This is a genomic window from Shewanella sp. BF02_Schw, from assembly GCF_014596695.2.
Lineage (GTDB): Bacteria > Pseudomonadota > Gammaproteobacteria > Enterobacterales > Shewanellaceae > Shewanella.
Map to the genome: position 1 here is coordinate 42,851 of NZ_JABKAW020000006.1, position 26,459 is coordinate 69,309.

The 26,459-nt window shown below is 42.2% G+C and carries 27 protein-coding genes; 16 read left to right on the top strand and 11 right to left on the bottom strand.

What is annotated here, in order from left to right:
• Positions 1-63: 63 nt before the first annotated feature.
• Together HNW13_RS18970 and HNW13_RS18975 are read right to left on the bottom strand one after the other, a co-directional pair.
• Complete coding sequence (locus HNW13_RS18970) at positions 64-3,225, bottom strand: multidrug efflux RND transporter permease subunit (protein ID WP_101088650.1); 3,162 nt, start codon at positions 3,223-3,225, stop codon at positions 64-66.
• Positions 3,226-3,237: 12 nt separating this feature from the next.
• Positions 3,238-4,470, bottom strand: a complete 1,233-nt coding sequence (locus HNW13_RS18975; RefSeq protein WP_192116233.1) for an efflux RND transporter periplasmic adaptor subunit — start codon at positions 4,468-4,470, stop codon at positions 3,238-3,240.
• A gap of 412 nt (positions 4,471-4,882) precedes the next feature.
• Here HNW13_RS18975 and HNW13_RS18980 point away from each other — a divergent pair, with 412 nt between their 5' ends.
• Positions 4,883-5,518 (top strand): TetR/AcrR family transcriptional regulator, encoded by a 636-nt coding sequence (locus tag HNW13_RS18980; RefSeq protein ID WP_101088648.1) that lies wholly within the window; start codon positions 4,883-4,885, stop codon positions 5,516-5,518.
• A gap of 110 nt (positions 5,519-5,628) precedes the next feature.
• Here HNW13_RS18980 and HNW13_RS23685 read toward each other — a convergent pair whose 3' ends face one another.
• Complete coding sequence (locus HNW13_RS23685) at positions 5,629-6,135, bottom strand: type II secretion system protein (protein WP_192116232.1); 507 nt, start codon at positions 6,133-6,135, stop codon at positions 5,629-5,631.
• Positions 6,136-6,452: 317 nt separating this feature from the next.
• Here HNW13_RS23685 and mog point away from each other — a divergent pair, with 317 nt between their 5' ends.
• The 3 genes from mog to HNW13_RS19000 all read left to right on the top strand — a co-directional run bounded on the left by mog (position 6,453) and on the right by HNW13_RS19000 (position 8,566).
• Entirely contained in the window at positions 6,453-6,986 is a 534-nt protein-coding gene (mog, locus tag HNW13_RS18990; RefSeq protein WP_011639389.1) for a molybdopterin adenylyltransferase, read from the top strand.
• 192 nt (positions 6,987-7,178) lie between these two features.
• Positions 7,179-8,201, top strand: a complete 1,023-nt coding sequence (locus HNW13_RS18995; protein ID WP_192116231.1) for a hypothetical protein — start codon at positions 7,179-7,181, stop codon at positions 8,199-8,201.
• Positions 8,201-8,566 carry a hypothetical protein gene (locus HNW13_RS19000; protein WP_182744664.1) on the top strand — a complete coding sequence of 122 codons (366 nt, stop codon included), beginning with the start codon at positions 8,201-8,203 and terminating at the stop codon, positions 8,564-8,566. The genes HNW13_RS18995 and HNW13_RS19000 overlap by 1 nt, the downstream gene beginning before the upstream one ends.
• A 360-nt stretch (positions 8,567-8,926) precedes the next feature.
• Here HNW13_RS19000 and HNW13_RS19005 read toward each other — a convergent pair whose 3' ends face one another.
• From HNW13_RS19005 to HNW13_RS19020, 4 genes are all read right to left on the bottom strand, one after another.
• Positions 8,927-9,151, bottom strand: a complete 225-nt coding sequence (locus HNW13_RS19005; protein WP_101088644.1) for a hypothetical protein — start codon at positions 9,149-9,151, stop codon at positions 8,927-8,929.
• Between the two features lie 151 nt (positions 9,152-9,302).
• The gene (locus HNW13_RS19010) at positions 9,303-10,436 is read right to left on the bottom strand and encodes an ABC transporter permease (RefSeq protein ID WP_101088643.1); all 1,134 of its coding nucleotides are present in this window, start codon (positions 10,434-10,436) and stop codon (positions 9,303-9,305) included.
• Positions 10,436-11,170, bottom strand: a complete 735-nt coding sequence (locus HNW13_RS19015; protein WP_059746052.1) for an ATP-binding cassette domain-containing protein — start codon at positions 11,168-11,170, stop codon at positions 10,436-10,438. The genes HNW13_RS19010 and HNW13_RS19015 overlap by 1 nt, the downstream gene beginning before the upstream one ends.
• A gap of 2 nt (positions 11,171-11,172) precedes the next feature.
• Complete coding sequence (locus HNW13_RS19020; RefSeq protein ID WP_059746053.1) at positions 11,173-12,771, bottom strand: alpha/beta fold hydrolase; 1,599 nt, start codon at positions 12,769-12,771, stop codon at positions 11,173-11,175.
• Between the two features lie 102 nt (positions 12,772-12,873).
• Here HNW13_RS19020 and HNW13_RS19025 point away from each other — a divergent pair, with 102 nt between their 5' ends.
• The 8 genes from HNW13_RS19025 to HNW13_RS19055 all read left to right on the top strand — a co-directional run bounded on the left by HNW13_RS19025 (position 12,874) and on the right by HNW13_RS19055 (position 19,592).
• Positions 12,874-13,251: a GntR family transcriptional regulator gene (locus HNW13_RS19025; protein WP_011639383.1), complete on the top strand. Its 378-nt coding sequence runs from the start codon at positions 12,874-12,876 to the stop codon at positions 13,249-13,251.
• Positions 13,252-13,296: 45 nt separating this feature from the next.
• Positions 13,297-14,166, top strand: coding sequence for an ABC transporter ATP-binding protein (locus HNW13_RS19030; protein WP_192116230.1), 870 nt, complete (start codon positions 13,297-13,299; stop codon positions 14,164-14,166).
• Positions 14,163-15,455, top strand: a complete 1,293-nt coding sequence (locus HNW13_RS19035) for an ABC transporter permease (RefSeq protein WP_192116229.1) — start codon at positions 14,163-14,165, stop codon at positions 15,453-15,455. Before HNW13_RS19030 ends, HNW13_RS19035 begins: the two co-directional genes overlap by 4 nt.
• A gap of 126 nt (positions 15,456-15,581) precedes the next feature.
• Positions 15,582-17,375: a long-chain fatty acid--CoA ligase gene (locus HNW13_RS19040; protein ID WP_101088638.1), complete on the top strand. Its 1,794-nt coding sequence runs from the start codon at positions 15,582-15,584 to the stop codon at positions 17,373-17,375.
• Positions 17,376-17,501: 126 nt separating this feature from the next.
• On the top strand, positions 17,502-17,624 hold the full coding sequence (locus HNW13_RS23690; protein ID WP_279575215.1) for a hypothetical protein: 123 nt from the start codon (positions 17,502-17,504) through the stop codon (positions 17,622-17,624).
• Positions 17,621-18,100, top strand: coding sequence for a hypothetical protein (locus HNW13_RS19045; protein ID WP_101088637.1), 480 nt, complete (start codon positions 17,621-17,623; stop codon positions 18,098-18,100). Before HNW13_RS23690 ends, HNW13_RS19045 begins: the two co-directional genes overlap by 4 nt.
• A 286-nt stretch (positions 18,101-18,386) precedes the next feature.
• Entirely contained in the window at positions 18,387-18,893 is a 507-nt protein-coding gene (locus HNW13_RS19050; RefSeq protein WP_192116228.1) for a hypothetical protein, read from the top strand.
• 285 nt (positions 18,894-19,178) lie between these two features.
• Positions 19,179-19,592: a thioesterase family protein gene (locus tag HNW13_RS19055; RefSeq protein WP_192116227.1), complete on the top strand. Its 414-nt coding sequence runs from the start codon at positions 19,179-19,181 to the stop codon at positions 19,590-19,592.
• Positions 19,593-19,606: 14 nt separating this feature from the next.
• Here HNW13_RS19055 and HNW13_RS19060 read toward each other — a convergent pair whose 3' ends face one another.
• Positions 19,607-19,864, bottom strand: a complete 258-nt coding sequence (locus tag HNW13_RS19060) for a GNAT family N-acetyltransferase (protein WP_182744659.1) — start codon at positions 19,862-19,864, stop codon at positions 19,607-19,609.
• Between the two features lie 66 nt (positions 19,865-19,930).
• A complete protein-coding gene (locus tag HNW13_RS19065) occupies positions 19,931-20,353 on the bottom strand; it encodes a thioesterase family protein (protein ID WP_192116226.1) in 423 nt (140 codons plus the stop codon).
• A gap of 138 nt (positions 20,354-20,491) precedes the next feature.
• Here HNW13_RS19065 and HNW13_RS19070 point away from each other — a divergent pair, with 138 nt between their 5' ends.
• Positions 20,492-21,031, top strand: a complete 540-nt coding sequence (locus HNW13_RS19070) for a hypothetical protein (RefSeq protein WP_192116225.1) — start codon at positions 20,492-20,494, stop codon at positions 21,029-21,031.
• Complete coding sequence (locus HNW13_RS19075) at positions 21,028-21,516, top strand: hypothetical protein (protein ID WP_192116224.1); 489 nt, start codon at positions 21,028-21,030, stop codon at positions 21,514-21,516. The genes HNW13_RS19070 and HNW13_RS19075 overlap by 4 nt, the downstream gene beginning before the upstream one ends.
• A gap of 66 nt (positions 21,517-21,582) precedes the next feature.
• Here HNW13_RS19075 and mtnC read toward each other — a convergent pair whose 3' ends face one another.
• Positions 21,583-22,263 (bottom strand): acireductone synthase, encoded by a 681-nt coding sequence (gene mtnC, locus HNW13_RS19080; RefSeq protein WP_101088632.1) that lies wholly within the window; start codon positions 22,261-22,263, stop codon positions 21,583-21,585.
• 212 nt (positions 22,264-22,475) lie between these two features.
• On the opposite strand from mtnC, the gene HNW13_RS19085 reads away from it, so the two are divergent.
• Complete coding sequence (locus HNW13_RS19085; protein ID WP_192116223.1) at positions 22,476-23,681, top strand: alpha/beta hydrolase-fold protein; 1,206 nt, start codon at positions 22,476-22,478, stop codon at positions 23,679-23,681.
• Between the two features lie 142 nt (positions 23,682-23,823).
• Here the strand turns inward: HNW13_RS19085 and HNW13_RS19090 are convergent, their stop codons facing one another.
• Positions 23,824-25,695 (bottom strand): DUF885 domain-containing protein, encoded by a 1,872-nt coding sequence (locus tag HNW13_RS19090; RefSeq protein ID WP_192116222.1) that lies wholly within the window; start codon positions 25,693-25,695, stop codon positions 23,824-23,826.
• 181 nt (positions 25,696-25,876) lie between these two features.
• On the opposite strand from HNW13_RS19090, the gene HNW13_RS19095 reads away from it, so the two are divergent.
• Positions 25,877-26,116 (top strand): YdcH family protein, encoded by a 240-nt coding sequence (locus HNW13_RS19095; protein WP_101088629.1) that lies wholly within the window; start codon positions 25,877-25,879, stop codon positions 26,114-26,116.
• The last annotated feature ends 343 nt before the right edge of the window (positions 26,117-26,459 follow it).

Consider the following 26,459-nt stretch of genomic DNA (forward strand, 5'->3'; position numbering starts at 1 on the left):
TTGAGCAATAAAAAAGAGGTCACCTTAGGTGACCTCTTTTTTATCATTGAATCAATAACGCGGTTAATCGTGCGTTATGGCCGATTCGGCTAACTCGGTTTTATTTTTGCCTCGTTTTGCGAGGGCATAATAAAACAGTGGCGTTAAGATAAGGCCAAAAATCGTCACCCCAATCATGCCTGAGAATACTGCAACACCCATTGCTTGACGCATTTCTGAACCAGGTCCGCTAGAAAAAACCATCGGTACCACCCCCATAATGAAGGCTATCGAGGTCATTAAAATAGGCCGTAAACGTAAGCGACCGGCTTCAAGTATGGCCTCCAATGGTTCCATGCCATCATCTTGTAACTCTTTGGCAAACTCAACAATTAGAATGGCATTTTTGGTTGCCAGCCCCACCAGTACAATTAACCCAATCTGGGTAAAGATATTGTTATCTCCACCGTAGATAAGTACCCCTGTTAATGCCGATAACAGTGTCATTGGGATAATCAGAATAATGGCTATTGGTAAGCTTAAACTTTCATATTGCGCGGCTAATACCATAAACACTAACAAGATAATTAATGGGTAAATATAGGCGCCCGCATTGCCTGCCAAAATTTGTTGGTAGGTGATCTCAGTCCACTCGTAGGTCATACCGTTAGGTAAGGTTTCAGCTAAAATCTTTTCAATTGCAGCTTGCGCCTCACCGCTACTAAATCCAGGTGCAGCACCACCATTTAATTCCGCAGTGGTAAAACCGTTGTAATGCATGACTCGGTCTGGACCAGATGAATTGGTGACATTAATAAATGAACCAATAGGCACCATTTCACCTTGGTTGTTACGTACTTTTAGTTGGGCAATTTGTTCAGGCGTTTGTCTAAACTGCTCATCTGCTTGTACGTTCACTTGATAAGTTCGGCCAAACTGGTTGAAGTCGTTGGCGTAAACCGAACCCATGTATCCCTGCAGGGTGGAGAACAATTCGTCTAACGACACCGATTGCTGCTTGGCTTTAGTACGATCGATGTTCACTTCAAGTTGTGGCACATTGACTTGATAACTCGAGAATACTCCCGCTAGCTCTGGCGTTGCCCATGCTTTTTGCATCACTTGCATGGTCACTTTATACAACTCTTCGTAACCGTAGTTAGCACGATCTTGAATTTGTAGTCTAAAGCCACCAATGGTGCCTAAGCCTTGCACTGGCGGTGGCGGGAAAATCGCAATAAATGCGCCATTAATCGAGGCGAATTTTTGATTTAACGCGGCAGCAATAGCACTTGCTGATAATGATGGATCTTTGCGATCGGCAAAGTCATCCAGCGGGGTAAATAAAATGGCGCTGTTAGTACTATTGGTAAAGCCATTAATGCTTAAACCTGGGAAGGCTACAGCATGGGCGACACCAGGTTGCTCAAGTGCAATACGTGACATTTCTTTCACGATAGCTTCAGTGCGATCTAATGATGCAGCATCAGGTAGTTGGGCAAAGGCAATAAGATATTGTTTATCTTGGCCAGGCACATAACCTGTTGGGGTATTGGCAAACTGTAAGCCTGTTAGGCCGACTAAACCGATATACAAAATACCAATGACAGCACCAAAACGAATGATTTTCTTCACTAACCAGCCGTAACCATTAGACATACGCGCAAATAGGCGATTAAACGGATTAAATAACCAACCGCCTAATAACTTATCCATACCGCGGGTAAGTGCGTCTTTTTTCTCGTGATGACCTTTAAGCAATAATGCCGATAAAGCAGGGCTAAGGGTTAACGAGTTAATTGCCGAAATAAAAGTGGAGATGGTAATGGTTAGCGCAAACTGTTTATAAAACTGTCCGGTTAAGCCTGACATAAATGCCGTTGGAATAAATACTGCCGCCAGTACCAATGTGGTGGCAATAATCGGACCGGTCACTTCTTTCATTGCCTTTTGAGTGGCAGCAACGGGCGATAATCCGTCAGAGATATTTCGCTCAACGTTTTCAACTACTACAATCGCATCATCGACCACGATACCAATCGCCAGCACTAAGCCAAACAGTGATAAGGCATTCAGTGAGAAGCCCATTAGGTGCATAAAGGCGAATGTACCCACAAGTGATACTGGAACCGCCACTAATGGAATAATGGATGCGCGCCACGTTTGTAAAAACAACACCACTACTAATACAACCAGCAATAATGCTTCAACCAGTGTTTGTACCACAGCTTTAATTGAGCCACGCACGAACACGGTAGGATCATAGACGATGTCGTAGGTTAAGCCTTCTGGAAATGACTTAGACAACTCAGCCATTTTAGAACGAACATCATCAGATATTTGAATCGCGTTAGAACCCGAGGCCTGGAACACAGGTAATGCAGCCGCGTCTTTATTGTCTAACATTGAGCGTAGGGCGTAAGTCGATGCACCTAATTCAACCCGGGCAACATCTTTTAAACGAGTGATCTGACCTTGATCACCCACTTTAACAATAATGTCTTCGAACTCTTCAACGTTGGATAAACGGCCTTTAACGTTAATCAGTAATTGGAAATCACTGTCGCCGCTAGGCTGCGCGCCTAAACTGCCGGCTGCGGCTTGTTGGTTTTGCTCACGAATAGCGGCAACAATATTGCTCGGTGATAATCCGATTGCCGCTACTTTGTTAGGGTCTAGCCACACACGCATGCTGTAGTCGCCAGCGCCAAACACACGCACAGCACCCACACCAGTAATACGGGCTAATTCATCTTTTACTTTTAATACCGCATAGTTAGACAGATACAACATGTCATAACGATCGTCGGGCGAGGTTAAATGCACCACCATGGTTAAGCTAGGTGATGACTTTTCGGTGACTATGCCTAAGCGTTGTACTTCTTCTGGTAAACGAGGTTTTGCTCGTTCTACCCGGCTTTGGACTTGGGTTTGAGCTAAATCAACATCAGTACCAATCGCAAAGGTGATGGTTAGCGTCATGCGCCCATCGGACGTGGCTTGCGAAGACATGTACAACATGTTTTCTACGCCGTTAATCTCTTGCTCTAGCGGAGATGCAACGGTTTCAGCAATGATTTTAGGGTTAGCACCTGGGTAGTTTGCCGTAACAACTACCGTTGGCGGCACCACTTCAGGGTATTCGGTAATGGGTAATTGCCATACTGCTAGCGCGCCTGAAATAAAGAACAGCAGCGACAGAACAGCGGCAAAAATTGGTCTTTTAATAAAGAATTGAGACAACATTATGTGGTTTCCTTAACCCTGACTTGCGTCATCAGCAACACTTGCTGTTAATGGCTGGTTATCGAGGAGGCGTTGTGCTTGATGTAATGCTTCTAATTTGTCGCTATCGGCCATGTCGGTGAGATTTGGCTCAATAGTGACGTTAGGGCGTACTTTCTGCAGACTGTTTACCACGATGGTATCGTTAGGGGATAAACCGGCAGTAATAATACGTAAACCGTGAAGCTTCTCACCTAGGCTAACGCTACGATACTCAAGGATGTTTTTGTCATTTACTACCAGAACAAACTTGTTATTTAAGTCAGTAAAAATGGCTTTATCGTCAATTAAAATACTGTCGTATGACTCGCTACCCGCAATGCTGATGCGGGCAAATAAGCCGGGTAATAATTGATTATCCTGATTGGCAAAGTTTGCTCGAACGCGGATAGTACCTGTTTGTTGATCAACCGAATTATCGACAAAGTCGATCACACCCTGGTGGTTAAAACTGGTTTCATTTGCCAGAGCCATCACCACAGCATTGTTGCCCAAACGTGGATTTTGACGTTTGTTCTCGAACGATAACGCGGAATATTTTAAATACGTTTGCTCATCGATATCAAAATAAGCGTACATATGCGACGTAGAGACTAAGCTGGTGAGATGTGTTTGTCCGGCGGTGACATAGTTACCTGCCGTTTCATTGGCATACGACACTCGACCAGTGATTGGGGCGGTAACATGGGTATATTCAACGTTAAGTTGGGCGCTAGTTAATGCTGCTTTAACTGATGCTACAGCAGCGGCAGTTTGATGCATATTAGAGCGACGAGTATCAATAAGCTCTTCTGAAACCGCTTTTTGATGGAACAGCTTATTGGCTCGTTCATAATCATTTTCAGCAAGTTGGTTAGCTGATATTGCACTGGTTAATTCTGCTTTAAGGCGTTCATATTCAGCAGTAAAAACACTCGAGTCGATGGTAAATAACACATCGCCTTTTTGCACTAACGCGCCTTCTTTAAAGTTAATCGATTCAATATAACCTGACACGCGAGGTACCAAAGTGACCTTTTCTGGTGCTTGTAAGCGTCCAGTAAATTGATCCCATTCAGTAATGCGTTCATAAAGTACGTTGGCAACATCTACCTTCGGCGCTGCGGGTGTATTCGCTTGTTGTGCAGGTTGCTCTCCGCACGCCACTAATAGCAATGCCGTTAGGCTTACTAACAAAGTGATCTTAATTGATTTTAACGTCTTCATGGTGCTGTCCTCTAATCCATAGCATTTACGTTATTTAACAAGCTATTGGGTGCGTTACTTTTGTCTTTGGCTATGTTTTTATACCAACTGGTACAAATTGTTCTGTACCGCACGGTAATATATAGATTAAAATACAACTGTCAATTAGTTTTGTACCGATAGGTATTAAATTATTATGACAAGGTGATTAATAATCAACATGATGAAATAGCTTCATGGCATGCAAGCGTAGCTAGTGACGATGAAATAGCGTTAATCAATACTTGAAAAAGATGAAAAAAAGCGCTTAATCTGCTTATTATTAACCCTTTCTATGATTTAGCGTTGTGCTAAGATGTACGAGTTATCTATCATAGAATATTTAGCTAACGGTATGATAAATAATGATTCGTTAATATAAGAGGTACTATTGATGACAATAACAAAAGCAGCTTGTGTCGGCCGCCCTCGTGGGTTTGATATCGACTTTGCATTAGAGCAAGCGCTACATGTTTTTTGGCGTAATGGCTATGAAGGTACCTCTATAAGCGAATTAACTGAGGTGATGGGAATTAAAAAACCCAGCCTATATGCCGCATTTGGTAATAAAGAGCAGTTGTTCTTAAAAGCCATTGAGCTTTATGAAAATCGCCCAGATTCACTATTTAATACCGCCTTTAAACATGAGCATATTGCCGATGTTATTCGAGCTTTATTAGTAGGCGCGGCGGCGCAGTTCACCGATTGTAGCCACCCGCAAGGTTGTGCGCTAATCAATAGTGCGTTGTCATGCAATGAAGCAAGCGAAGGGATTAAAGAAGCGGTTCATCTGCTGCAAACTAAACATCAATCTGAATTAATTGATCAGTTTGCTGAGGCTAAACAAAGAGGCGAATTAGCTGATGATTGTCAGCCGAAAGTGTTAGCAACCTTGATCGTGACCTTATTTAAAGGCATGTCTATTCAGGCTGCTGATGGAGCGACACATGATGATTTACGCCATGTTGCTGAAATGGCAGTTACGGGCATTTTAGCCCAACATGTCATAGGGTATTCAGCCGTTAAATAAGCGTTGAAAGACGCTATTTTGCTGTGTTTTTATAACAAGATGCGTCATCTTTCTGTTTTGGTGTTAGCGGCCAAGTTCAAACCAAACAAATTTATGTCTTGCTTCTACAATTAACAGCCGCTGGTGGTTAGGGCATAAAATGTTGGATCAGCCGAAACAGATGAACCTGCCAAATAACGTAAGTTACAGTTTGCAAAAGAAGTGAATCCCTTAGGGTAAATAGATACTGATGGATTCGTGCCAGCATTATAAAAAATAGCCCAGTCAGCGGTAATATCCGTTTTACTTGCGTCAACAACTACCTCAAATGAACCATCAAGTGCTTTGGCTATATTGTCAGCCAGAGGCGTTATGTATCCCACAGTAGTGCTAATATTTACACCATTGAGTGTCACCGAACCTGGGTCGAGCTTTTCTTGACCCGACAATACCGCTTTTGAATAAACCAAGGTATTGGCTGACTTTAATGCCCCCTGGAATCCCTTCAAACTGGCAATAAGCGCATCACTTTTCAGATTAATAAACTTAGGCGCTGCAACTACAGCTAAAATGCCTAAAATAATAATGACTACCACCAATTCAATAAGGGTGAAACCACGTTGTTTGGTTGTATGCATAGTACTCACTCGCTTTATGTTGTTACGCTATACCGACGGGTTGCTAGGCCATATATTATGACGGATCTCATGGCATTCATCGTTTATCGCTGGGCATATTAAATAGCTGCCAAACCAAAACATTAACCCGTATTACTCAGTTCAATTATTTCAGTATGAATACCCCACAGACAGAAGTCATTGTTTGCCTTGATCAATGGAATCCTAAATCGGTGATCTATCTATCAGTTTAACATTTTGTGAATGTCGATTTTTTTGGTAGATTGTCGGCATATATTTGCATTACTGCTTTTACCCCACATAAGGGAAAGATAACCATGAGCAAAGCTAAAATAGGTATCGTTACCGTTAGTGATCGTGCCAGCGCTGGCATATATGAAGATCTGTCAGGTAAGGCGATTATTGATGTATTGAATGAGTATTTAACCTCGGAATGGGAACCTGTTTATAAGGTGATCCCCGATGAGCGTGACGTTATTGAAGCCACATTAATTGATTTAGCTGACAACCAAGACTGCTGTTTAATCGTGACTACCGGTGGAACCGGCCCAGCGAAACGGGACGTAACGCCAGAAGCAACCGAAGCGGTGTGCGATAGAATGATGCCTGGTTTTGGTGAACTAATGCGCGCCGAATCATTAAAGTTTGTACCAACCGCTATTTTGTCTCGTCAAACAGCGGGTCTTCGTGCCGACTCGTTGATTGTTAACCTACCCGGTAAACCTAAGTCTATCCGTGAATGTTTAGACGCTGTATTCCCTGCAATTCCTTATTGCATCGATTTAATGGACGGACCGTTTTTAGTCTGTGATGAAGCGGTGATAAAGCCGTTTAGACCTAAAGCGAAGTAGTTAAAAACATTCAATTTCTGCCATGTTAAAGCGTGTCGTGAGGATAAAAAAATCCATACGATACGTTTTATAACCATTATGAGGTGGAGGTAAAGGTCTTTATATCCTATTTGATAATAGAAAATTAGAGGCATAGGTGTAAAATATAGATCTAAATATTGAAGGACTAAATCGTGAAAGCAAGGATGTTTTATGAGTAATACTTCTGCAATACCAAGTGATCTTGCTATACATATTGTTGAGAAGCGTATGGCGGTCAATGCATTGATCCTTGTGTTATACAACATGCCAACAAAAGAAACCTTTGAACATTTTAAATTTGTTAACTCTCATCTAATCGATGGTTTTGCTAAGCCTGGTCAAATCGTTTTAATTTCTCCTTTAAATACATTTCAGTGCACAATTGAAGAACAAGAGTTTCAAAAGTATGCGTTGGAGATTGATAAAAAATTGAGGGAACTTGATGAGATTGAAAAAGAAGTTTTGGCTAAGCGGTACGACTTACTCAGTAATTTTGCTAAATATAACGGCTTATTATTAGGCGTAGCTAATAACACTTGGAACTCGCATGTTATCTTTGTAAAGGAGAACTTAAAAAATTTAGAGCAGATGTATATCAAAACTTATAATGTCAAAGGAAACTTGAGATCACCTGAGTTTCAGCATCGAAGAAAGATTATCTTTTCTAATTTAAATAATGCTTTAAGACGCTTTGGTCAGCCGGCGTTTGGTGAAAACTTAATGCCAGGAAATATTCGAACTCAATTAGGTTTAAGTAGCAAAAGTTTGATTAGGCGTTGGGATAAAATGGGCGGATATGCTCAAAATATTCCTGGTTTTGCTGACCATTATAAAACTGTAGCGAATATGGCAAAAAACTTAAAACGAGTTGGATATGTAGGCGTTGTATTAACGGGTGTTGAGGCAACTGCAAATATCCAACGAGCTTGTCTTGAAGGTACAGACCTTGAGTGTACTAAAGCTAAATATGTTGAAACGGGCAAAGGCGCTGGAGCTATTGCCGGTGGAGCTGGCGGTGGTTTTATTGCAAGTTATGGTTTATGTTCAATTGTTTTTGGTCTTCCTAGTGGCGGAACTAGTTTACTATGGTGTGGAATAGTCGCAGGTGGTGTTGGAGGATATTTTGGGGCAAAGCATGGGAGTCATTATATGCGTGATAAAGCAGAACTTTTGTATGAGGTGATAGAAAAATAATGTCAATAACAGATCTTATAGGACTTTTATTAGGTGGCAGCTTTGTATTTTTAGGTTTATTTGTTTTGTTTCCCATGTTGTTATATATATACAATAAACGTATTAAGCTAGTTGAAGATATACTAGAAGATGGGCGTGAGTATTTCTCATTAAATATTTTTTTAACTGGTCATGGAACACTTCATTATGCGAGTGTTTTTATGTTTGATTGGTATGCAAAGCGATATAATTTATTGCACTTGAAAGATAATGTCCCACCTAAAATCACAGGTATTTTTAAAATTTATTATGTCATTTTCATGATTGATATGCTCTGTTTTGCTGCTATGATTATTTTAGATTACATATATCCAAATATAAAATAATTTTTATGACAAAGACTTAATATTTAGAATAAAGATTGTCTGAGTGTGATAAGCAGTCAGGTTGTATATAATTTATAAGCTATAAAAATAGTAAATTATTTTATTATGAATATTTTTATTATTTTCATGTCTATTTTCTTATTGCTAATCTGCTACCGGAATTACGTATTGACTAATCTTTAATATCATTGATGTTGTAGACGATAAAGATTTTAGTATTTGCTTTGAATATATTAACTGATTTAAAATTGGTTAATAGTTTATATATTACTAGTTTATTTATTTCAAACGAATGCGCTTCGTTAACAGGAATAGCAGATCACATTCCTTGTATAAAATGTTGGCATTTTAGCGCAAATATTACAGCTGTTTAAACTGCTGCTTTAAATCAAAATCACTGTCAGTAACCAGTTTCTCTAACACTTGCACTCGTTCAATCAATGCTTGGTTTTGTGCTTGTAGATCGCTGACACTGCCCGTGTCAGTTTGCTGCTTATGCTTCATATAATACTTAAACATTTCAGATGCAGTGGTGCCAACCACAATAATGAAGACCAACGCGATAATGGCGATATCATTTTCCATAATGACTCCTAATTAATGCTCTTTTGTTAATAGATTTTTGACTTTCTTATCTGACTTACTCTTATTAAAAGCGCTAGCTAATCTCTCTTGCTAATTACCTCTGTCTTATCTCTACTCGTTAAGGCTGAGGCTCGTCGTTATAAGCTAACGGTTATAAACCAAAGACGACTTTTTCACTTTTAAGCGACTTTTCTAAGCCCGCGGCTAATGCAATGGCAATGATCAGTGTGGTCACAGATGAAATAATTAATTGCATCATTGGAATCTCACGACCTTTAATAAAGTCCATCAATGCTTGTTGCTGGCCAGATACGGGTAACCACTGCAATACGTCTGGGGCGATGTTGTAACTGGCCGCCATTGACAGTGCCAGTGGGACAAATAACACCATGGTTAAGTATGATTGCGCCTCTTTAAAGGTTTTAGCCATAAACGATACATACAGTTGTAAGGTTGCGGCCATCAAGGCGACTGGAATACCGACAAGGAACATTAAGCCCATAAAGTCTGGAGTGATATTGACGGTAAAGCCAATTTCTTGCCACGGTACAAAGGGGTAAGCCACTTTTGATACCAGTAAAATCAAGATTAACCCGAGCAAAGCAAAACAGGTTACGGCAATAATTTTACCGATGACTAATTCGCGGGTGCTCATTGGGTGGCTTAACAATAGTGCTAGTGAGTTACGCTCACGCTCACCTGCGCTGGTGTCGATAGCGAGGTTCATACCGGAAATAAATACCGAGTACATCATGGTGAATATAGCGATGCCTAAAATCATCCCACCTTTAGAGTCTGGTGTGGCTTTGTCTTCGATATTGACCTTTAATGGCTGGGTTATCCGTGGATTAATACCGCGGGCAATTAAGCGAATGCTGCCCATTTCTGCACTATATGCTTGCAGTTGACGCTCTAGTCGACGAATTGATTTTTGCAGCTTCTCATCTGAATTGTCGGCTATTAATATCACTTCAGCTTGTTTAGCTTTGGCCATGTTGGCGGCGTAATCGTCACTAATGGTTAAGATTATTTTGTTCGCTTGTTCATCTTCACCGTGGTTGATGCCGTTATTACTTAAGTAGCGCACTAAATCTGGAGCGTTATCGGCATTGTTGATATTGATGTTTAAATCTTCTGGACTAGACAGCTGGCCAATTAACACCATAAACATGCCGCACATGATCAACGGCGTACCAATGGCATAATATAAACCAGCCATAACCGATCGTTTATCTCGTGCGGCGTCGATGAGTTCTTTGCGCACCATTGCGAGTATCATTTTCATTATGCTGCAATCCCTTCGTCGGTACCGATAAGTTCGATAAATGCATCTTCTAGTGAGTCTTTACCTGTTTGCTGACACAGTTCATCAGGACTACCGATGGCGACTACTTTGCCATTAGCCATCACGATAACGCGATCACACAAGGCGGCGACTTCTTGCATCACGTGGCTTGAAAACAGCACGCAATGACCTTGGTCTTTGAGCTGCAACAAAATGTCGCGCAACAAACGGGTACTCATCACATCAAGCCCGCGAGTAGGTTCGTCTAAAATGATGTTACTTGGCTTATGAACAATGGCTTGTGCTAATGCCGTTTTCATCCGCTGGCCTTGAGAAAAACCTTTGCAGCGACGGTCGCTAATGTCTTCCAGCTTTAATTGTGCAATCACATCTGCGGTGGCTTCTTTCGCTTGTTTGCGCGACATACCGCTGAGTTCGGCAAAGAAGCTAATGTATTCACGCGGGCTTAAACGTTCATATAAACCAAAAGGGTCGGGGAATAAGCCTAACTGCTTTTTGGCGCCAATTGGATCAACTGCAACATCTATGTTATCAACGGTAGCTGTGCCTGAGTCTGGCTTAAGTAAACCAAATAAGGTGCGTAAACAGGTGGTTTTACCGGCACCATTTGGGCCAAGTAAACCGGTAATTTGGCCATTCTCAGCGCTAAAGCTTAAGTTATCTAACGCCTGCACATCGCCAATTTTTTTGGTTAAGTTTGCAACAGTAATCATGACTATTCCTTATCCGCAGCGGTATTCGCTGGTGCTGTTGTTTCTATGTCAGTGGGCGTGTCGATAACCGGTAGCGCTTCAACGGTATTGGCATTAAGGTAAAAGCTACGACGGACATCTTTTTGTAAGCATTCACCGTTGATGTCTTTTACTGAACCTTGGTCAACTAACTGGGCGACGAGGTCATTGCCACAGCTTTGGCCTGCCACGCCATGGGTTGCGTAAGGTGCAATGAAGTGCTTTGATTTTGTCAGTTTTTCTTGTGCCAGTGCGCCCCAGTTTGGCGGTGTTGCAGGGTCGAGTTCGCCAGACAACAATAAAGTGGGTATATCACTGAGAATAGGTTCACTAAAGTTGTCGTCTACTTGTGGTATCGGCCAGGCCTGGCAGGTTTTTTCTAATCCTTCTAACATATTACCGCTGATGTACGACTCTTTTGCATCTTTACGCATTTGATCAGTAATGCGGTGAATGTCTTCGCCACACACAACGGAGGCGTGCATGCCCATCGCAATACCTGTGCTATCAGCAGTTAATGTGTAAATACCTAATATCGGTTGGTAATTACCTTGTGCCGCTTGATGAATAGCATGCGGGATAAGTGCACGGATGTTTGCCATGTACATCGCCATTCTAATAGCGCCGCTAAACTTGCCGCGGGTGAGTAAAAACTCGCTGAGTTCATCTGTTTGTGGGTCACGTACTTGTTGGCTTATTGGAGCGGTGGCGAGCAGTTGGTCGACTTTATTGTATTCGTCAGCCAAGTCAGGAAATTGTTGCTGGCAAGCAGGAGTACTTATACAGTCGCGCCATAATACATTTAAACCACGTTCTATTGAGTCACCAATCGCCACAACACTTTGTTGCATTGGCACTACGCCATCTAGTGTCACGGTTAATAAGGCTTCTGGGTAATGGCGCATATAAAGCTGTGCCATACGTGTTCCATAGGAAATACCGTATAAATGCAGTTTTTGGTAATCCAAATATTCGCGTACTGCTTCGAAGTCTGTTAACGCGGTATTACTACCGTATTGGCTTACATCGGCATCAATTTGACCTAGGCATTTTTCTGTCATGGCAATGATATCAAGATCGTCATCATTCATACTGAGTAATTCAGTGGTGTCATCGTCGCAAGATAAAATGTTCGATTTACCGGTACCACGCTGATCAATCAGTAAAATATCGCGTTGCTGACGAACTTTGGTCAACATGCGATTAAAGAAGGCGGCATTTTCAATGGCTGACTGGCCTGGTCCGCCTGCGATGGCCAGTAACGCTTCACTTGGGTGAGTGTTTTTAATTGCTGGCAAAATAGCAAAATGAATGTCGATTTGCTTACCGTCAGGTAGTTGAGGGTTTTCTGATACAGTTATTTTACCGCACTGTAATTGCTCGTCTAAACCGTCTAAGTAACAAGCACTGGTTTTAGCCGGAGCAGCCACATTGGTTTGCGATGTGTCAGCATAACTATTGTTGGCGAGTAAAATAGCAATAGCGACCGCGAGCCATCGGCTAGTACGTGTTGCCGATTGGCATAACCCAGAGCGGGTTGACCGCTTGGCTAAGACTGTGTTGATAAACTTCCTGTTGATCATCGGAACGTTTCCTTTTTGCATTTCATGACGATTATGATACCTTAGCACTTAGTGTATGAGTGTATCAATGTATCAATGTATTAATACAGTTGTTAAAGGCTAATGTTAGAATTAATAAATGTCAACCCCAGCAGTGGTGAACCCATCTATCGACAGTTGCACGATCAAATCGTGCGCTTAATTGTCGGCGGGCAATTGCACCCCGAAGATGTTCTGCCTTCGGTGCGCCAACTTGCCGAGCATTTAGCGGTAAACCCGATGACGGTATCACGTGCTATGCAGCAACTAGTCGACCAAGGTTGGGTTGAGCGCCGCCGTGGTCAGCCGTCACGCGTGGCTGCCAGAACCGCGGCCAATAATGATTCTGGCAGCAGTTTGTTGGCACCACAATTAACTGCATTAGTTGAGCAGGCACGGCAACTAGGGGTCGATTATGACCAGTTACAAGTATTGTTGGAACAATTTTGGAATAAAGAATAGCCACAGTTGAGCTAATTTTTAAGGACATCATCTAGGAAGTCGATAATGGAAGCCGAAGAGAAGCCCGTTTTACGTTTTAATCATGTGAGCAAAACCTTTGCTGCAAAACACAAGTCTGCAGCAGGTCATGCGGTGTTGGTCGATCTATCGATGACACTCTACCCAGGTATGGTGGTCGGGTTATTAGGCCAAAATGGTGCGGGTAAATCGACGTTAATGCGTTGTGCATTAGGCATTGTGGGCATCGAACAAGGTGATATTTCAACCCTTGGCGAATCGCCTACCGCTTTATCTGTTCAAGCAAAAGAACGTATTGGTTACGTACCCCAGCAGCCTTTTGGTTATGAAGGCTTTACCATTGATAAAGCATTAGAGTTGCACCGTAGCTTCTATCCAAATTGGGATATGACACTCGAGCAAGATTGGCTTAAACGTTTTGATTTAGATGTTACGCAAGCGGTGCAAAAATTATCAGTGGGCCAGCGTCAATCATTAGCATTGATCATGGCTATGGCGTATCGGCCAACCTTACTATTACTCGACGAACCCGTTGCCAGCTTAGATCCCATTGCCAGGCGTCAGTTTATGAGCGACTTGTTCGATCTCGCGCTCGATTCAGGTTCAGCAGTGTTATTTTCATCGCATATCACCTCAGATTTAGAACGTGTTGCCAGCCATGTTGCCCTGATTAAAAAAGGCCAACTGATACTGTTTAAAGAAATCGACGCCTTGCGTGAAGAGGTTAAATTACTCAACTTAGCCGAAAACGCTCAGTTACCGTCACATTATAAAATATTGAGCCAAACCGGACAAAGTGTGCTGGTGGATACTCAAGGTAACCCATCGAATATTGCGGGTGTGCAGAGTGAAAAATCACTCAACTTAGAACAGTTATTTATGGAGCTGCATCGATGAATCAGTCGCTGCAAAACAGTCAACTTTCAGCATGGCGTAAACCTTACCGTGGCATGCTGCGGTTGTGGTTATATGACTTAGGCAGTGTCGGTTTTATTGGTGCCGCAGGATTAGGCCTAATGTTGGGTTTTTTGTGTTTTATCACGGGTAAAACTGAGGTTGTTAGCCTCGTTTTTTCCATGGCAACACTGTCTACGGGGGCGGCAATTTCTTGGCAGTTTAATCGCTTAGCAGCAACTGAGGTGACCGGTCTAATACCAAATTATCAAAAGTACGTACTCGTACAGGCGGCGACCATCGCAGTCGGTATGTTATTGATACAACTATTCGCCTGTATTGGTTTTGCTGCTTACGATGTCATCCCCAGACTACTGCTAGCCATTGTGGTCAGTTTGCTATTTGTATGGGCCTGTTTATGGCGCAGTAACAGTTTTCATTTATCGTTTTTATTATTCATAACAGTGCCATTTTTAGATAAATTAGCGCTCACGATACCGACGTGGATGATGCTAATACTGATTGCTGGGCTATTGTTTTGGGTGATCCATTTATGTCGCCAACTTAGCTGGAATAACGAGGCGCGAGTGGTGTACCTCAACGCCGTGCAAATGGGCTGGATGTGGCTGCCGAGCATAAAAGGATTTACCTGGATTACTCGTGTTGAGCGGTTGTTTCATCCGATGAACTTTTTTATCGGCCCAGTGCTAACGATGATGCTGCTTTGTTTACCGTTGATCACCCTTGGTTTAATACTGCTGTCGTGGCTATTTGATATTGATGTACCAGCATTATTTTTATTGGTGCAATTTACCGTGATCAGTTGTGCCATTGTTCATTGGAGCCGAATTCAGCGTTGGCGCGCGGCAGAAACGCTGTTTTTATTGCCTTGTTATAGCGGCTTGAGTGGATTGCGCGATGCATTTTACCGCAGCCAGTATCGTTTCATCGCTGTGTTAGTGGCTATGGTCAGTGTGCTAGGTTTTACCAATAGCTTGATTGATCCTCAATACGGTGGGCTTTTTGTACTGCATTTAGGCCTAAGTACTTTTTGGGGCTGTGCCATTATGCTGGGAATGGGTGCGGCAAGCCGTAATAGCCTGCAAGCCACAGCCGCAATGCTAATAGTGTTACTCCATTCGATATTGGTGTCGTTGAGCTTTGCAGCAGTGCGTGACGGTGACAGCTTATGGGTATGGTTGCTTATTGATGTGCCGCTAATTATTGTTGGTGTTGGCGCATTAATTTGGGGTAAAAAACGTTTGTGGCAACATGGCGTTTTGGCCCCGTAAATCATCGAGCATAACTGACAAACGTGACCGTAAGCTCAAAAATAGAGCAAAAGCTCTTATGGTTTTTAGCGATTTCAGGTAGAATGCAAAAAGCGGAACACTTGTAAGCTAAAAGGCCACTATCATATGTCATTAGATCAATACCACGTAGTTCGACTCCTGCAACAGCAAGGTCAGTCATTAGGCAATAACATTGCCCTTGAAGGCTTTGACATGCCAGCTCCTTGGCATACCGTGACATGGGGCGCATTTGATACGGTTACAGACTCAGTCGCACAGTTGTTAATTGAGTTTGGCTTACAAGTGCAAGACAAAGTGGTGATTTTAGCGCAAAACTGTCCACAGTGGACCTGTGCAGATATTGGCGCCCTTAAGGCTCGTAATGTTGTGGTACCGGTATATCCAACCAGCACCATAGAGCAAGCGGTATTCATTGTTAACGACTCTCAAGCTAAATTAATTTTTGCTGGTAACCAACAGCAATACGACATGGCTTGCACAGTGGCAGCCCAAGCTGAGTGCGTGCAACACATTGTAGTCTTTGATGCTAACGTTACCCTTAATGCCGATAATCATGTGTATTTTGATCAGGTATTAGCGGCGCAATTTAATCCGCTGATTACCAATGAGCTCAATACTAGACTCGCCAATAGCAACCTAGACGACTTATTCACGCTTATTTATACCTCTGGCACCACCGGCAATCCTAAAGGTGTGATGCTCGACTACCGTAATTTTGCCTCGATGATTAAACAGCATGACAGTGAGTTGCCATTTACTGCGGGTGATGTGTCGTTGGCCTTTTTACCGCTTAGCCATGTGTTCGAGCGTGGTTGGAGTATGTATGTATTATGTCGCGGTGGCCACAATGTGTATTTAAACGACACTAATCGCATTAAAGAAGCCCTTATTGCGGTTAAACCACATACCTTGTGTGCTGTGCCGCGATTTTTAGAAAAAATTTACAGCGCTGTGCACGATAAAGTCGGCCAAGCGCCTAAAGCGAGACAAACATTATTTGCTTGGGCGATGCGGGTAGGTAAACGCCAATTTGAAGTTAGCCAAGGTCGTGCTTCAGGAAGTTTGTGGTTAAGTGCACAGTGGACGCTTGCTAACAAGCTGGTTTACAGCAAGTTACAGCAAGTGTTGGGTGGCCGGTTAAAGTTCATGCCCGTGGGCGGTGCCGCACTCGATATTAATGTGGCCAGCTTTTTTCACAGTATAGGTGTACCGGTATTGTGTGGTTATGGCATGACAGAAACCTGCGCTACGGTAACCTGTAATACTTTAGATAATCGTGTACCAGGTTCAAACGGTAAGCCGCTAGAGGCTATGCAAATCAAGCTTGGCAAAGACGATGAAATCTTAGTGCGTGGCGACACTGTGATGCGCGGTTATTACAATCGCCCCCAAGATACCGCCGAAGCCTTTGAAGACGGTTGGTTAAAAACCGGTGATGCAGGGCGTATCGATGAGCAAGGTAACTTGTATATTACCGATCGCATTAAAGAGTTAATGAAAACTTCAAACGGTAAATACATTGCACCACAGCGGGTTGAAGGTAAGGTAGCTTGTTGCCCATTTATCGAACAAGTCGCCATTGTTGCCGATGCACGCAATTATGTGTCAGCCCTAATCGTGCCAGCATTTGAAGCATTAAATACTTGGGCTAAAGCGCAAGGTATTCATGTTGAAAACCCAATTGAGTTGTTACGTCACTCACAAGTGGTGGCTCATTTCGAGCAGCGATTAATCGAGTTGCAACATGAGTTAGCTGGGTTTGAAAAAATCAAAAAATTCACCTTATTACATGAAGCATTTTCGATGGAATCTGGACTCATTACGCCGACATTAAAGCTACGTCGTAAAATGATTTACAGCAAATATCACAGTGAAATTAATGCCATGTATGGCAAGTAATTAACCATCAATCTTTATACCAAAGGACGCATTAGCGTCCTTTTTCGTAATACTTAGTGATAATTGCCTGTATTTTCAGTAGCGGTACAATACTCTATTTTAAAATTAGGCAACATAGAGGGAACTATGGAAATTATCACGGTAAATGGAAAGCCTGTTTTTAGATCTAGCACTCAGTCGTTTTATGACAATCAATTTAGCCAAAAAGTGTTGGCTAGTGGTATTTTTGAAGGGATGAGTGGTAAATGATCAACAATCCACAGAGTGAAGATGTTGCTGTTGGGATATTTCCGCCCTTGTTGTCATTTATAACCTTTTTAATTGCTTCTGTGCTGATGACTATATCATTCGGAGTCGGGGCATCTGTTACATTGAATTTTTATTTTGACCCTTCACCAGAAGCGATTTTAGGCGTGTTAGCCGTTTTATCTATCATTTTTTTCTTGGTGAATTACCAAGTTATTCTAGGTTCATTTTTTGCCGTCAAGGTTCTAAAGCTATTCCAATATGCTCTCTTAGTTTTACTGATCCCTATTGTGATAATAGAAGACTTTTCCGTGGAATTATTTATTGTTAAATTGGTTTCAGCAGTTTTAGCGATGAGCTCAATTTTTATTTTAGACAGTAAAAAATATCGAATTTTTGTTCAACATCGATTAAATAGTGTTAAAGACTATAAATCTGTTCTTGCGGAGATAGCTGCTGAAGAAGGCGCTAAATATTAAAACCGCTCTTCGTTGATTAAACTCACTTGTAGATCTGTTTTATTGGTCAAAAAGTGTAATCAGTCCTTGGTCATTACCCGTCTTAATTTACCTGGTGCTTCAAGTAAATTAATAAAATCTATGGCTCGAAAAGGCAACATAAAAAATATACAGGTAAACAAATTACCCATGCATTTCGTTTACATTTAATGGATGCCGTTGGAGCTTCAATGAGCATTTCTGGTAGCCTATTCAATGGAACAATTGGAACAATGGCTATTGGGATATATGAAGAGCTAGCTGATTGATGAAAAGACAAACTAAAAAGAAAAGTGATGACGATATTGTCGGGTTATTTCCACCTATGAAGTCCATAGGGGCTTTTTTAGCTGCGACACTATCCATGATACTTTCCATTGCACTGTTAAATCTGCTCATTTTTGATTTTTATTTCGAGATGAAAATAGAGCATGTGTTGATGTATTTATTCACTACTACCATTATTTTCAGCGGTGTGAACTTTGCAGTTGTTAGAGGATCTTTCTTCGCCGTAAAAGTCTTACAATGGTATTTCTGTATTTTATTTATTATATTTTTGCCAACAGTGTTTTTAATCGCAGAACAGGCAACATTTATTTATGCGTACCTGTTAGCCGTTGTTTTTTTACTCATGTCACTTTACTTGTTACAGAGTAAATACTATCAAATTTTTGTTGAGTATCAGTTTGATGCCTTAGAAGACATCAAGGAAGTTCGTGCTGAAATAGCGGCTGAAGTTGCAGCAGATAAAGCTAAGCATGGAAATAAGTTCTAGTTGTTTGGCTTCGGAGTGACAAGATTTTCGCCGAGATTTGATGACATTTTGTCTGTTTAGTTGATTTAGGCCATTATAGATGAGTACGATACCCAACCGATAAAATAATTTTATTTAATTTTTTAAGATGATCACTGTTTTCTCCCCTAACATACCCCCCATAATTCCTTCGCAATACAGACTTTTTTGATGACCTTTAGTGAGATGTGTCGTTAGAATGGGCTAATGACATTTGTTCATCGAGCAAAACGTCAATGTACTCAAAATAATAATAAAGGATTCTTTGTGACAGACACTCAATTTAGCATGACCCTCAAACCGCGCTTTTGTGAAACCGATGCGTTAGGACACATTAATAACACGGTTATCCCAGTGTGGTTTGAAGCGGCTCGTGAGCCGATTTTTGAAATCGTAAATCCAGGGCAAGATTTAACCAAGTGGAACATGATCATTGCTGGTTTTACTATCGCGTTCACCGCACCAACGTATTATGGCGAAGAAGTTATCGTTAAAACGCACATTAGTCGTTTAGGCAATAGCAGCTTTGATATATTACAAAGCTGTTGGCAGCACGGAAAAAAAACCGCTGAAGCGACCACCACTATGGTGCATTACAATTACCAAACTGAAAAAAGCGAACCACTTGCTGAGCTTGTTCGTCAGCAATTGGCTGCATTAACCGGTGCAGCTCAGGGCTAACACAAAAGAAGATGTTAACGTAAAAACTTGGCTACGTAACTGCAACTGGCACTGATGTTAAGTTTTTCTGTTTTCGCCCAAGCCAGTCCAGTTCGGACTAGCTTTTCAGCAATACCTTGGCCGCGTAAAGCGGGTGGTACGAAGGTGCGACTAAAATCAATATTTTGACCCTCTAAGTGATATTCAAGTACCGCCTCAACACCTTGAGTGATAACCACAAAACGATGTTGGCTAGCTTGGTGTTGCACGGTTACGGTGTCTTGATTGCTCATAGTGTGTTGTCCTATTACTTGTAATGCCGCTTGTTGATGTGGCTATTGATGTTATGACTCATACTGTTACTCATGTTCCAATAAGGCGTTGAGTAATTCTTGCGTGAGTTTAGCTTTTTTGCCGGTTTTAAAGTTAAACATCACCACTTTTGCCCAGCCGATAGTCGTCACTGCTTGCTGTGCTTTGCTGAACACGGTGTAATGCATCACAAAGCGGTCTTCATTGATATCGCTGATCTTTACCCCTACAACAATTGAGTCCGGAAAGGTTACTGGGCGCTTAAAGCGGGCATTGGTTTCGCTTAGTACCGGACCGACACCCGTAGTTTTTAGATCGTCGAGTAGGTTAATTTGGTTAAAGAAATCGAGACGAGCAGTTTCAAAATACTTAAAATACACCGAATTATTCACATGTTGCAGTGCATCCATTTCACCCCATGCTACTTGAATGTCTGTACTGATAGAATGTTGAGCTAAAAAGTCATTCATGGCGGTTCTCTGTTATGAATTAATAAATTAAACGCTTGTTTAAATTCCATCTGTTAATTTAACAGTCTGGACGATGAACAACAAGGGACAGTGGCTATTACAGTGAGTATATCCAGTGAACTTATAAGGATCTTCACCTTGCGAAAAGAGACTTTTATAACAACATCAAATTTATGGATATCGTCATGTTGGACGGTGTTTAGTAGCCGATTTACTGAATTACAAACCAAACTGAGTTTGCCGCAGAAATTGTATTTGGTGGCGATAGTCTTACTGTTTGCCACAGACTCGGTGGCGTGGGTGGCCATTATCAGCGTGATGGCGATGTCGATTGAGTTCTGGCATTTATTTGAACGTATGTGGCACAGCTTGGCTGGCAAAGCGGTGTTGTTACTGTTTTATGCGATAGTGGCCAATTTTGCCCTGGCTAGCTCAAGTTCAGTGGTTAACGATGTGGTTGGCGTCGCAGCCAGTAGCTTTAATTACACCCATAACTTCGCCATTTTGCTCTACATTCCGGCATGGAGTGTGGTGATGAGCTGTATTGTGCTGTTATTACTACAGCTTATTTTTCCGCTAATGTTTGGTGTGTCTTTTATACTCCGCCCCTTTGGTGTGACCAACTTTCGCTTGATTAATCATGTGCATTTTCATCGTACAACCTTTGGGTGCGAGTGATTCTTGCTGCAGTGGTGTTGTATCACCTCGCCATGCTGATGGACCTTTATGGTCAGGTTGAAAAAGCGTTGGATGATCCACAAGTGGTGCAACTAGTTGAAGCCGAAACCGAAGCGGAAATACTTGCTGATGATGGCTTGTCGATCATTGTTAAAACAGACCCTGCTAAGAAAGAACCACCCAAGTCTGAACCCAAAACAGCGAAACAAGTTGAACGCGAGCAAGAACTGGACGCCATTGATGAAATCGCCAAGCAGCCTTACAGTCATTTACGTAGCCAGTATTTTACCAGTGTGCGTAAAGCAATTGCGTTGTTTGCGTTTCAGTTGGAGGCGAATGCCAAATCCCGCTGTCAAAAACTACCGTTGTCGCATGTGGTCGAGCTTAATGATTATGAGATCCTTGAAATAACACCCGATATCAATGCGGAATATGGTTATCATTTTGAAGTGAAAAAATGTATTTCACCTGCATTTCCCAGTTAACAGGCACTTTGCAGACATAAAAAAAACGACCTAGATGGTCGTTTTTTTATGTCTAATCAGTCAGTGTTAATCGAACGCTAACTCACTAAAGCTGCTTATTTTTTTGCACGTGGCTTGGCGTTGGTCGGCGAAGCGGATCATTTGGCAAGTTGTCATGCCGGCGGCTTCTGCAGCTTTGAGCTCTTCTGCTACGTCCGATACAAATAAGATCTGCTTTGGTTTCAAGCTAATGGTGTTGCAAATATTACAGTAGGCTTGTTTGTCTAATTTATTGCCTGTGCGAGTATCAAAGTGACCATTGAACGAACCGGTTAAATCGCCTGCTTCGGTGTGGCTAAATAACAGCTTTTGCGCTTCGACAGAACCAGAAGAGAAGCTGTAAATACGAATGCCTTTTTCTTTAATGCGCTCAATGTTATCAATAAAGTCAGGGTAAATGTGGCCAGTAAACTCTACGCGGTTATAACCTTGTTTCCAGATTAATCCTTGTAGGGTTTTAAGTGGTGTTAGTTTACGGTCTTCATCGATCCATTGCTGTAAAATCTCAGTGACTCGTTCGAGTGTCGCGTCTGGTTCTAAGGCAATATCTTTAACATCGCTGATACAGTAATCAACCACAACGTTATGTTGGTTTTGCTCAAGAAATTCAGCCATCGCTTTTCTTGAGTAAGGAAATAACACATCCTGAATAAAGTTAAGATCGGTAGTGGTACCGGCGGTATCAACGATAATAGCTCTAATACTCATAAGATTTGTTACTCCAAAACAATAAATTAACGTAGTGATGATCCTAAGCTTTATTGGCGATGAAGGCTAGTGCTATTCGTGATATTGCACCCTAGTTAGATGACTTTGAATGCAAGATGTGAGCTAAGTTTAGATATTACTAAATTGCCTTGTGTGATGTGGTCTGGTAGCTTCGGGTTAACTTAATTGTCACGTTTCACCAGGAAGGTACCATGCTTACAATAGGGAAAAAACGTTATATCAAATGGCCGAGCTTATGGGCTAAAAGTCTGTCTATATTCTTATTATTACTAAGCTTTTTCCACGTTAGTGTGGTGTTTGCTGCTGAAATGTTACCGCCAACGACCGAAACCCTGAGTGTGAAGTCCACTTTATTTAGCGAGCCAGCCGATTTTTTGGTGACCTTACCAAACGGGTATACCAAGCAAACGGATAAGCGTTATGTGGTGTTATTTGACCTACATCCGCGCAGCCATTTGTATTTAGCCGGTATGCACGATTGGATGAGCCATAACGGCGGTTGGCCGTGGTTAGAAACCATTATTGTTACCGCGCCCGACGGCCATCAAGGCTTGGGTAAGTTAAAACAGCGTGCGATAGAGCAGCAAGGCGACCAAGCACTACTGGACTTTTTTGAGCAAGATTTACTGCCCGCAATTGATAAACGCTATCGCACCAATGGCTTTCGTATTTTTAACGGCTTTACTGGCAATGCAGGTTTAGTGCTATACAGCTTAATTAATCGTCCTAGTTTATTTAATGCTTATATTGCTGCCAGCCCTGTATTATCAACAGACTTTGCTTATGTGTTAAATGATGCGCCTAAAAAGCTCAAAAAAATGGACGGCAAACCAAAATTTCTATTTGTGAGTACCAGTGATAGCGACTTTGAACAAAGGCAGCTGGATTCGTTTGCTAAGCTTGAAGATATTATTCAAACCAATGCCAATGCTAAATTGAACTATCAAATAAAGCGTTTTGACGGCAGCTATTATATGACTCAGCCTATTTTGGCGACGGCATTAGGTATCGAGAAGATATTTAACGATGTTCACACTGTTCTAGCGGCGGATTCAGAAGTATCGCAACAAGGATCTAAAGCGATTCTAGCCTATTATAAGCGACTGTCTGATGAGGTTTATGGCTTTGATGTGCCAGCAATTGATTCGCTGTTAGCCTTAGGTAATAGCTTAGTTCACGCAGCACCACAGCAAGCTATTGGGGTTTACCAAGATACGCTGAAAGCCTATCCTAAAGCACATTCGGCCTACCATGAGTTAGCCAGCGTTTATGCCGCTACAGGTAAAATGACTCAGGCTATCGAAGCGGAACAACAAGCGTTAGCAAGTACCGACCATCCGTTCTATCAAAACAAATACACTAAAAAATTAGCAGAGTTTCAAAACCAAGCTAAATAAAACTGATCTAAGTTAAACCAAGCTGCAAAACGATAAATGACAATAAAGCCACAGCACGAGTATTCGCCCTGTGGCTTTATTGCGTAGCCTGCTCAAACAGTATTATTCTGAGCGGAAGCTTATTATTTCGAGCTGAGGTTGATTACGCAGCCGTTTCGCTGGCTAACCACTGATTAATTTTTTGCTCCATTAAATCTAAAGGCAATGCGCCATTTTCTAATAAGCGATCGTGGAATACTTTAATATCAAACTTATCACCTAAGACTTGCTTGGCTTTGGTACGTAGTTCGATAATTTTCAGCTCACCTAATTTATAGCCAAGAGCTTGGCCTGGCCAAACGGTATAGCGTTCAATTTCGCCGGTGGCTTCCGACAAATGAATCCCTTCAGTTGCCACCGCGTAGTCAATGGCTTGTTCACGGCTCCAGCCTTTGGCGTGCATGCCTGTATCAACCACCAGGCGAACTGCACGATGTAACTCTGACTGCAAACGGCCAATGTTGTCGATAGGGTCATTAGCATAAATGCCCATTTCGGCAGCTAAACGCTCGGCATATAAAGCCCAACCTTCGCCAGCCGCATTGGAGTAAAACACTGTGCTTAGCAGTGGTAATTCATCAGATAAGCCAATAATGGTTTGTAAATGATGACCAGGATTGGTCTCGTGGTAGGTCAAGGTCTGTAATGAATAAGATGGCAGTGATGCCGTGTCATACAAGCTGATCCAGAAGGTGCCTTTACGCGAACCATCTTGCGAAGGGGCATCATAAAATGCGCCGCTAGTAGAAGCCGCACGGCTGTCTGGTACCGCTTCAATAGCCACATCTTGATTAGGCAAGCGACCAAACCACTGTGGTAATTTTGCATCAACCAAGGCTAAGTCGGCATCAATATCGGCCATTAGCTGTTGCTTGCCTTCTGGGGTATTAGGGTAAAGATATTGTGGGTCGTTGAGTAACACCTGCATGCGCTCGCCGACGGTGCCATCAACATAACCGACTTCTTTGAGTAGCCCGTCCATCTCGGCAGTAATCCGGGCGACTTCAGCTAAACCGAGTTGATGAATTTCATCAGCAGTTTTGGTCGAATTGCCTAAATGCTGGATCAGCGTTTGATATAACTTCGCCCCTTGAGGTAAACGCCCAATGCCAGCTTCATGAGTTGCTTTTGGGCGCACGGCTTCTAAGGCGTTGATCAGTTGGCGGGTGGCGGCATAGTATTTAGTCTCGACCAGTTCCGTAGCAGACTTTACCAATGTATCGCTATCGACCACTTTTGCTGCGTTAAGTTTAGCGTTGAAGCTGGTCACTAAAGGATGGCTGTTTGCTGGGCCGCTGATTTGGGCCTGTAACCCACGCAGTGTGTTATCAATGACAAAGTCTGGTGGAATGACGCCTATGTCGGCATCATGGTTAAGCTTATCGATAAGCGTCCCCATCGCTGCAGGGTATATGCTTAAACGGTTTAAATAAGCGTTCGCTTCATCGGTATTGGTAACGGAAAATTTGTCTTCCATGTAACCGGGGAATTCAATTTGCAAACCCGATAAATGGTTTACGGCATAGGGTAAAAACCACACGCCATACTCGCCTAATACCGTGCCATAATTCACTGTTTGAGCAGGTAATAAAGCGCCTTTCACTTCAGACTTTATCGCGTTTAAGCTGATCGTTTCTGAGGGAGTTAAGCTTGTTGCATCAATATCGTTGAGTTGACTCAGTATTGCCTTAAGCCCTTTGCGACGATGGGTTTCACCCGATGGGCTGTAGTCGGTGAGTTTAGACATCACTTTGGCATTGATGCTTGCGTCGCTCACGCCATAATAAGTGGCAATTTCAGGTCTGAGTACAAAATAGTCTTTAGTGATCGACTCTACTTGCTGCTTAAGACTGAGCTTAGTAGCAGACTTTCCCGCTGTTGCGGTGATAGAGTTGGAATTATTTTCAGGTGTTGCTGGATCTGAACATGCGCTGACGAGCAGACTGATGATTAAGACATTGAGAAGTTTTTTCATTGATTACTCATTAAGTTAATAGCGGTATTCAAGTACGAATATAAGCATATCCTAACAGTTATAGCGGTTAAGCTGTTGCAGTTTTTATATGCTTGTTATTGGAAAACATGAGAGTAAGTTTGACGATAAGGTGTAAATATGGTCTAACATTATTAGACATTGACATGAAAAGGAGAGAAGTATGTTAGGTGAAAGCCATGCGTTATTAGTTGATTTCCCTGAGTATCAAGACAAGATTTCATTGTTAACCGCCAATGATACTGAGTTTGCTGAAGATGCGAAGCTGTATCATAAATTAGATACTGAAATTCGTAAGCTGGAGTTACGCAATACTCCAACAAGTGATGACTTTATTGAGCAAGCAAAGCTTGACCGTTTGGTATTAAAAGATAAGTTGTATCAGTTGTTTACCCAAGCTTAATTCGTTTATTCCGCGTTTGTTTTGGCTATGTCAGCATTTAGGTTGTGATGACATGGTCAATTTCTTGCTGTTATCTCAGTAATTCTTATTTGTTTTTATTATCTTTGATTTATGGCCTGCGGCCACTAAGGTCGTGGCGCTTCGCCCACACCAGACCAAGAGGAAACCAACGGCTGTTCCCTCTTGGAACTCCCAGCCGCCACATCAAAATTATCTGAAAAGCGATAATTTCGCGACGTGGTTGAATCCAGCTTTTGACTTCGTTTTGGTGTTCTTCGGCCTTATTCGAAAATGCTAACGCTTTCGGTGGTACATCCTGTACCTCGAAAGCTAGCCAGACATC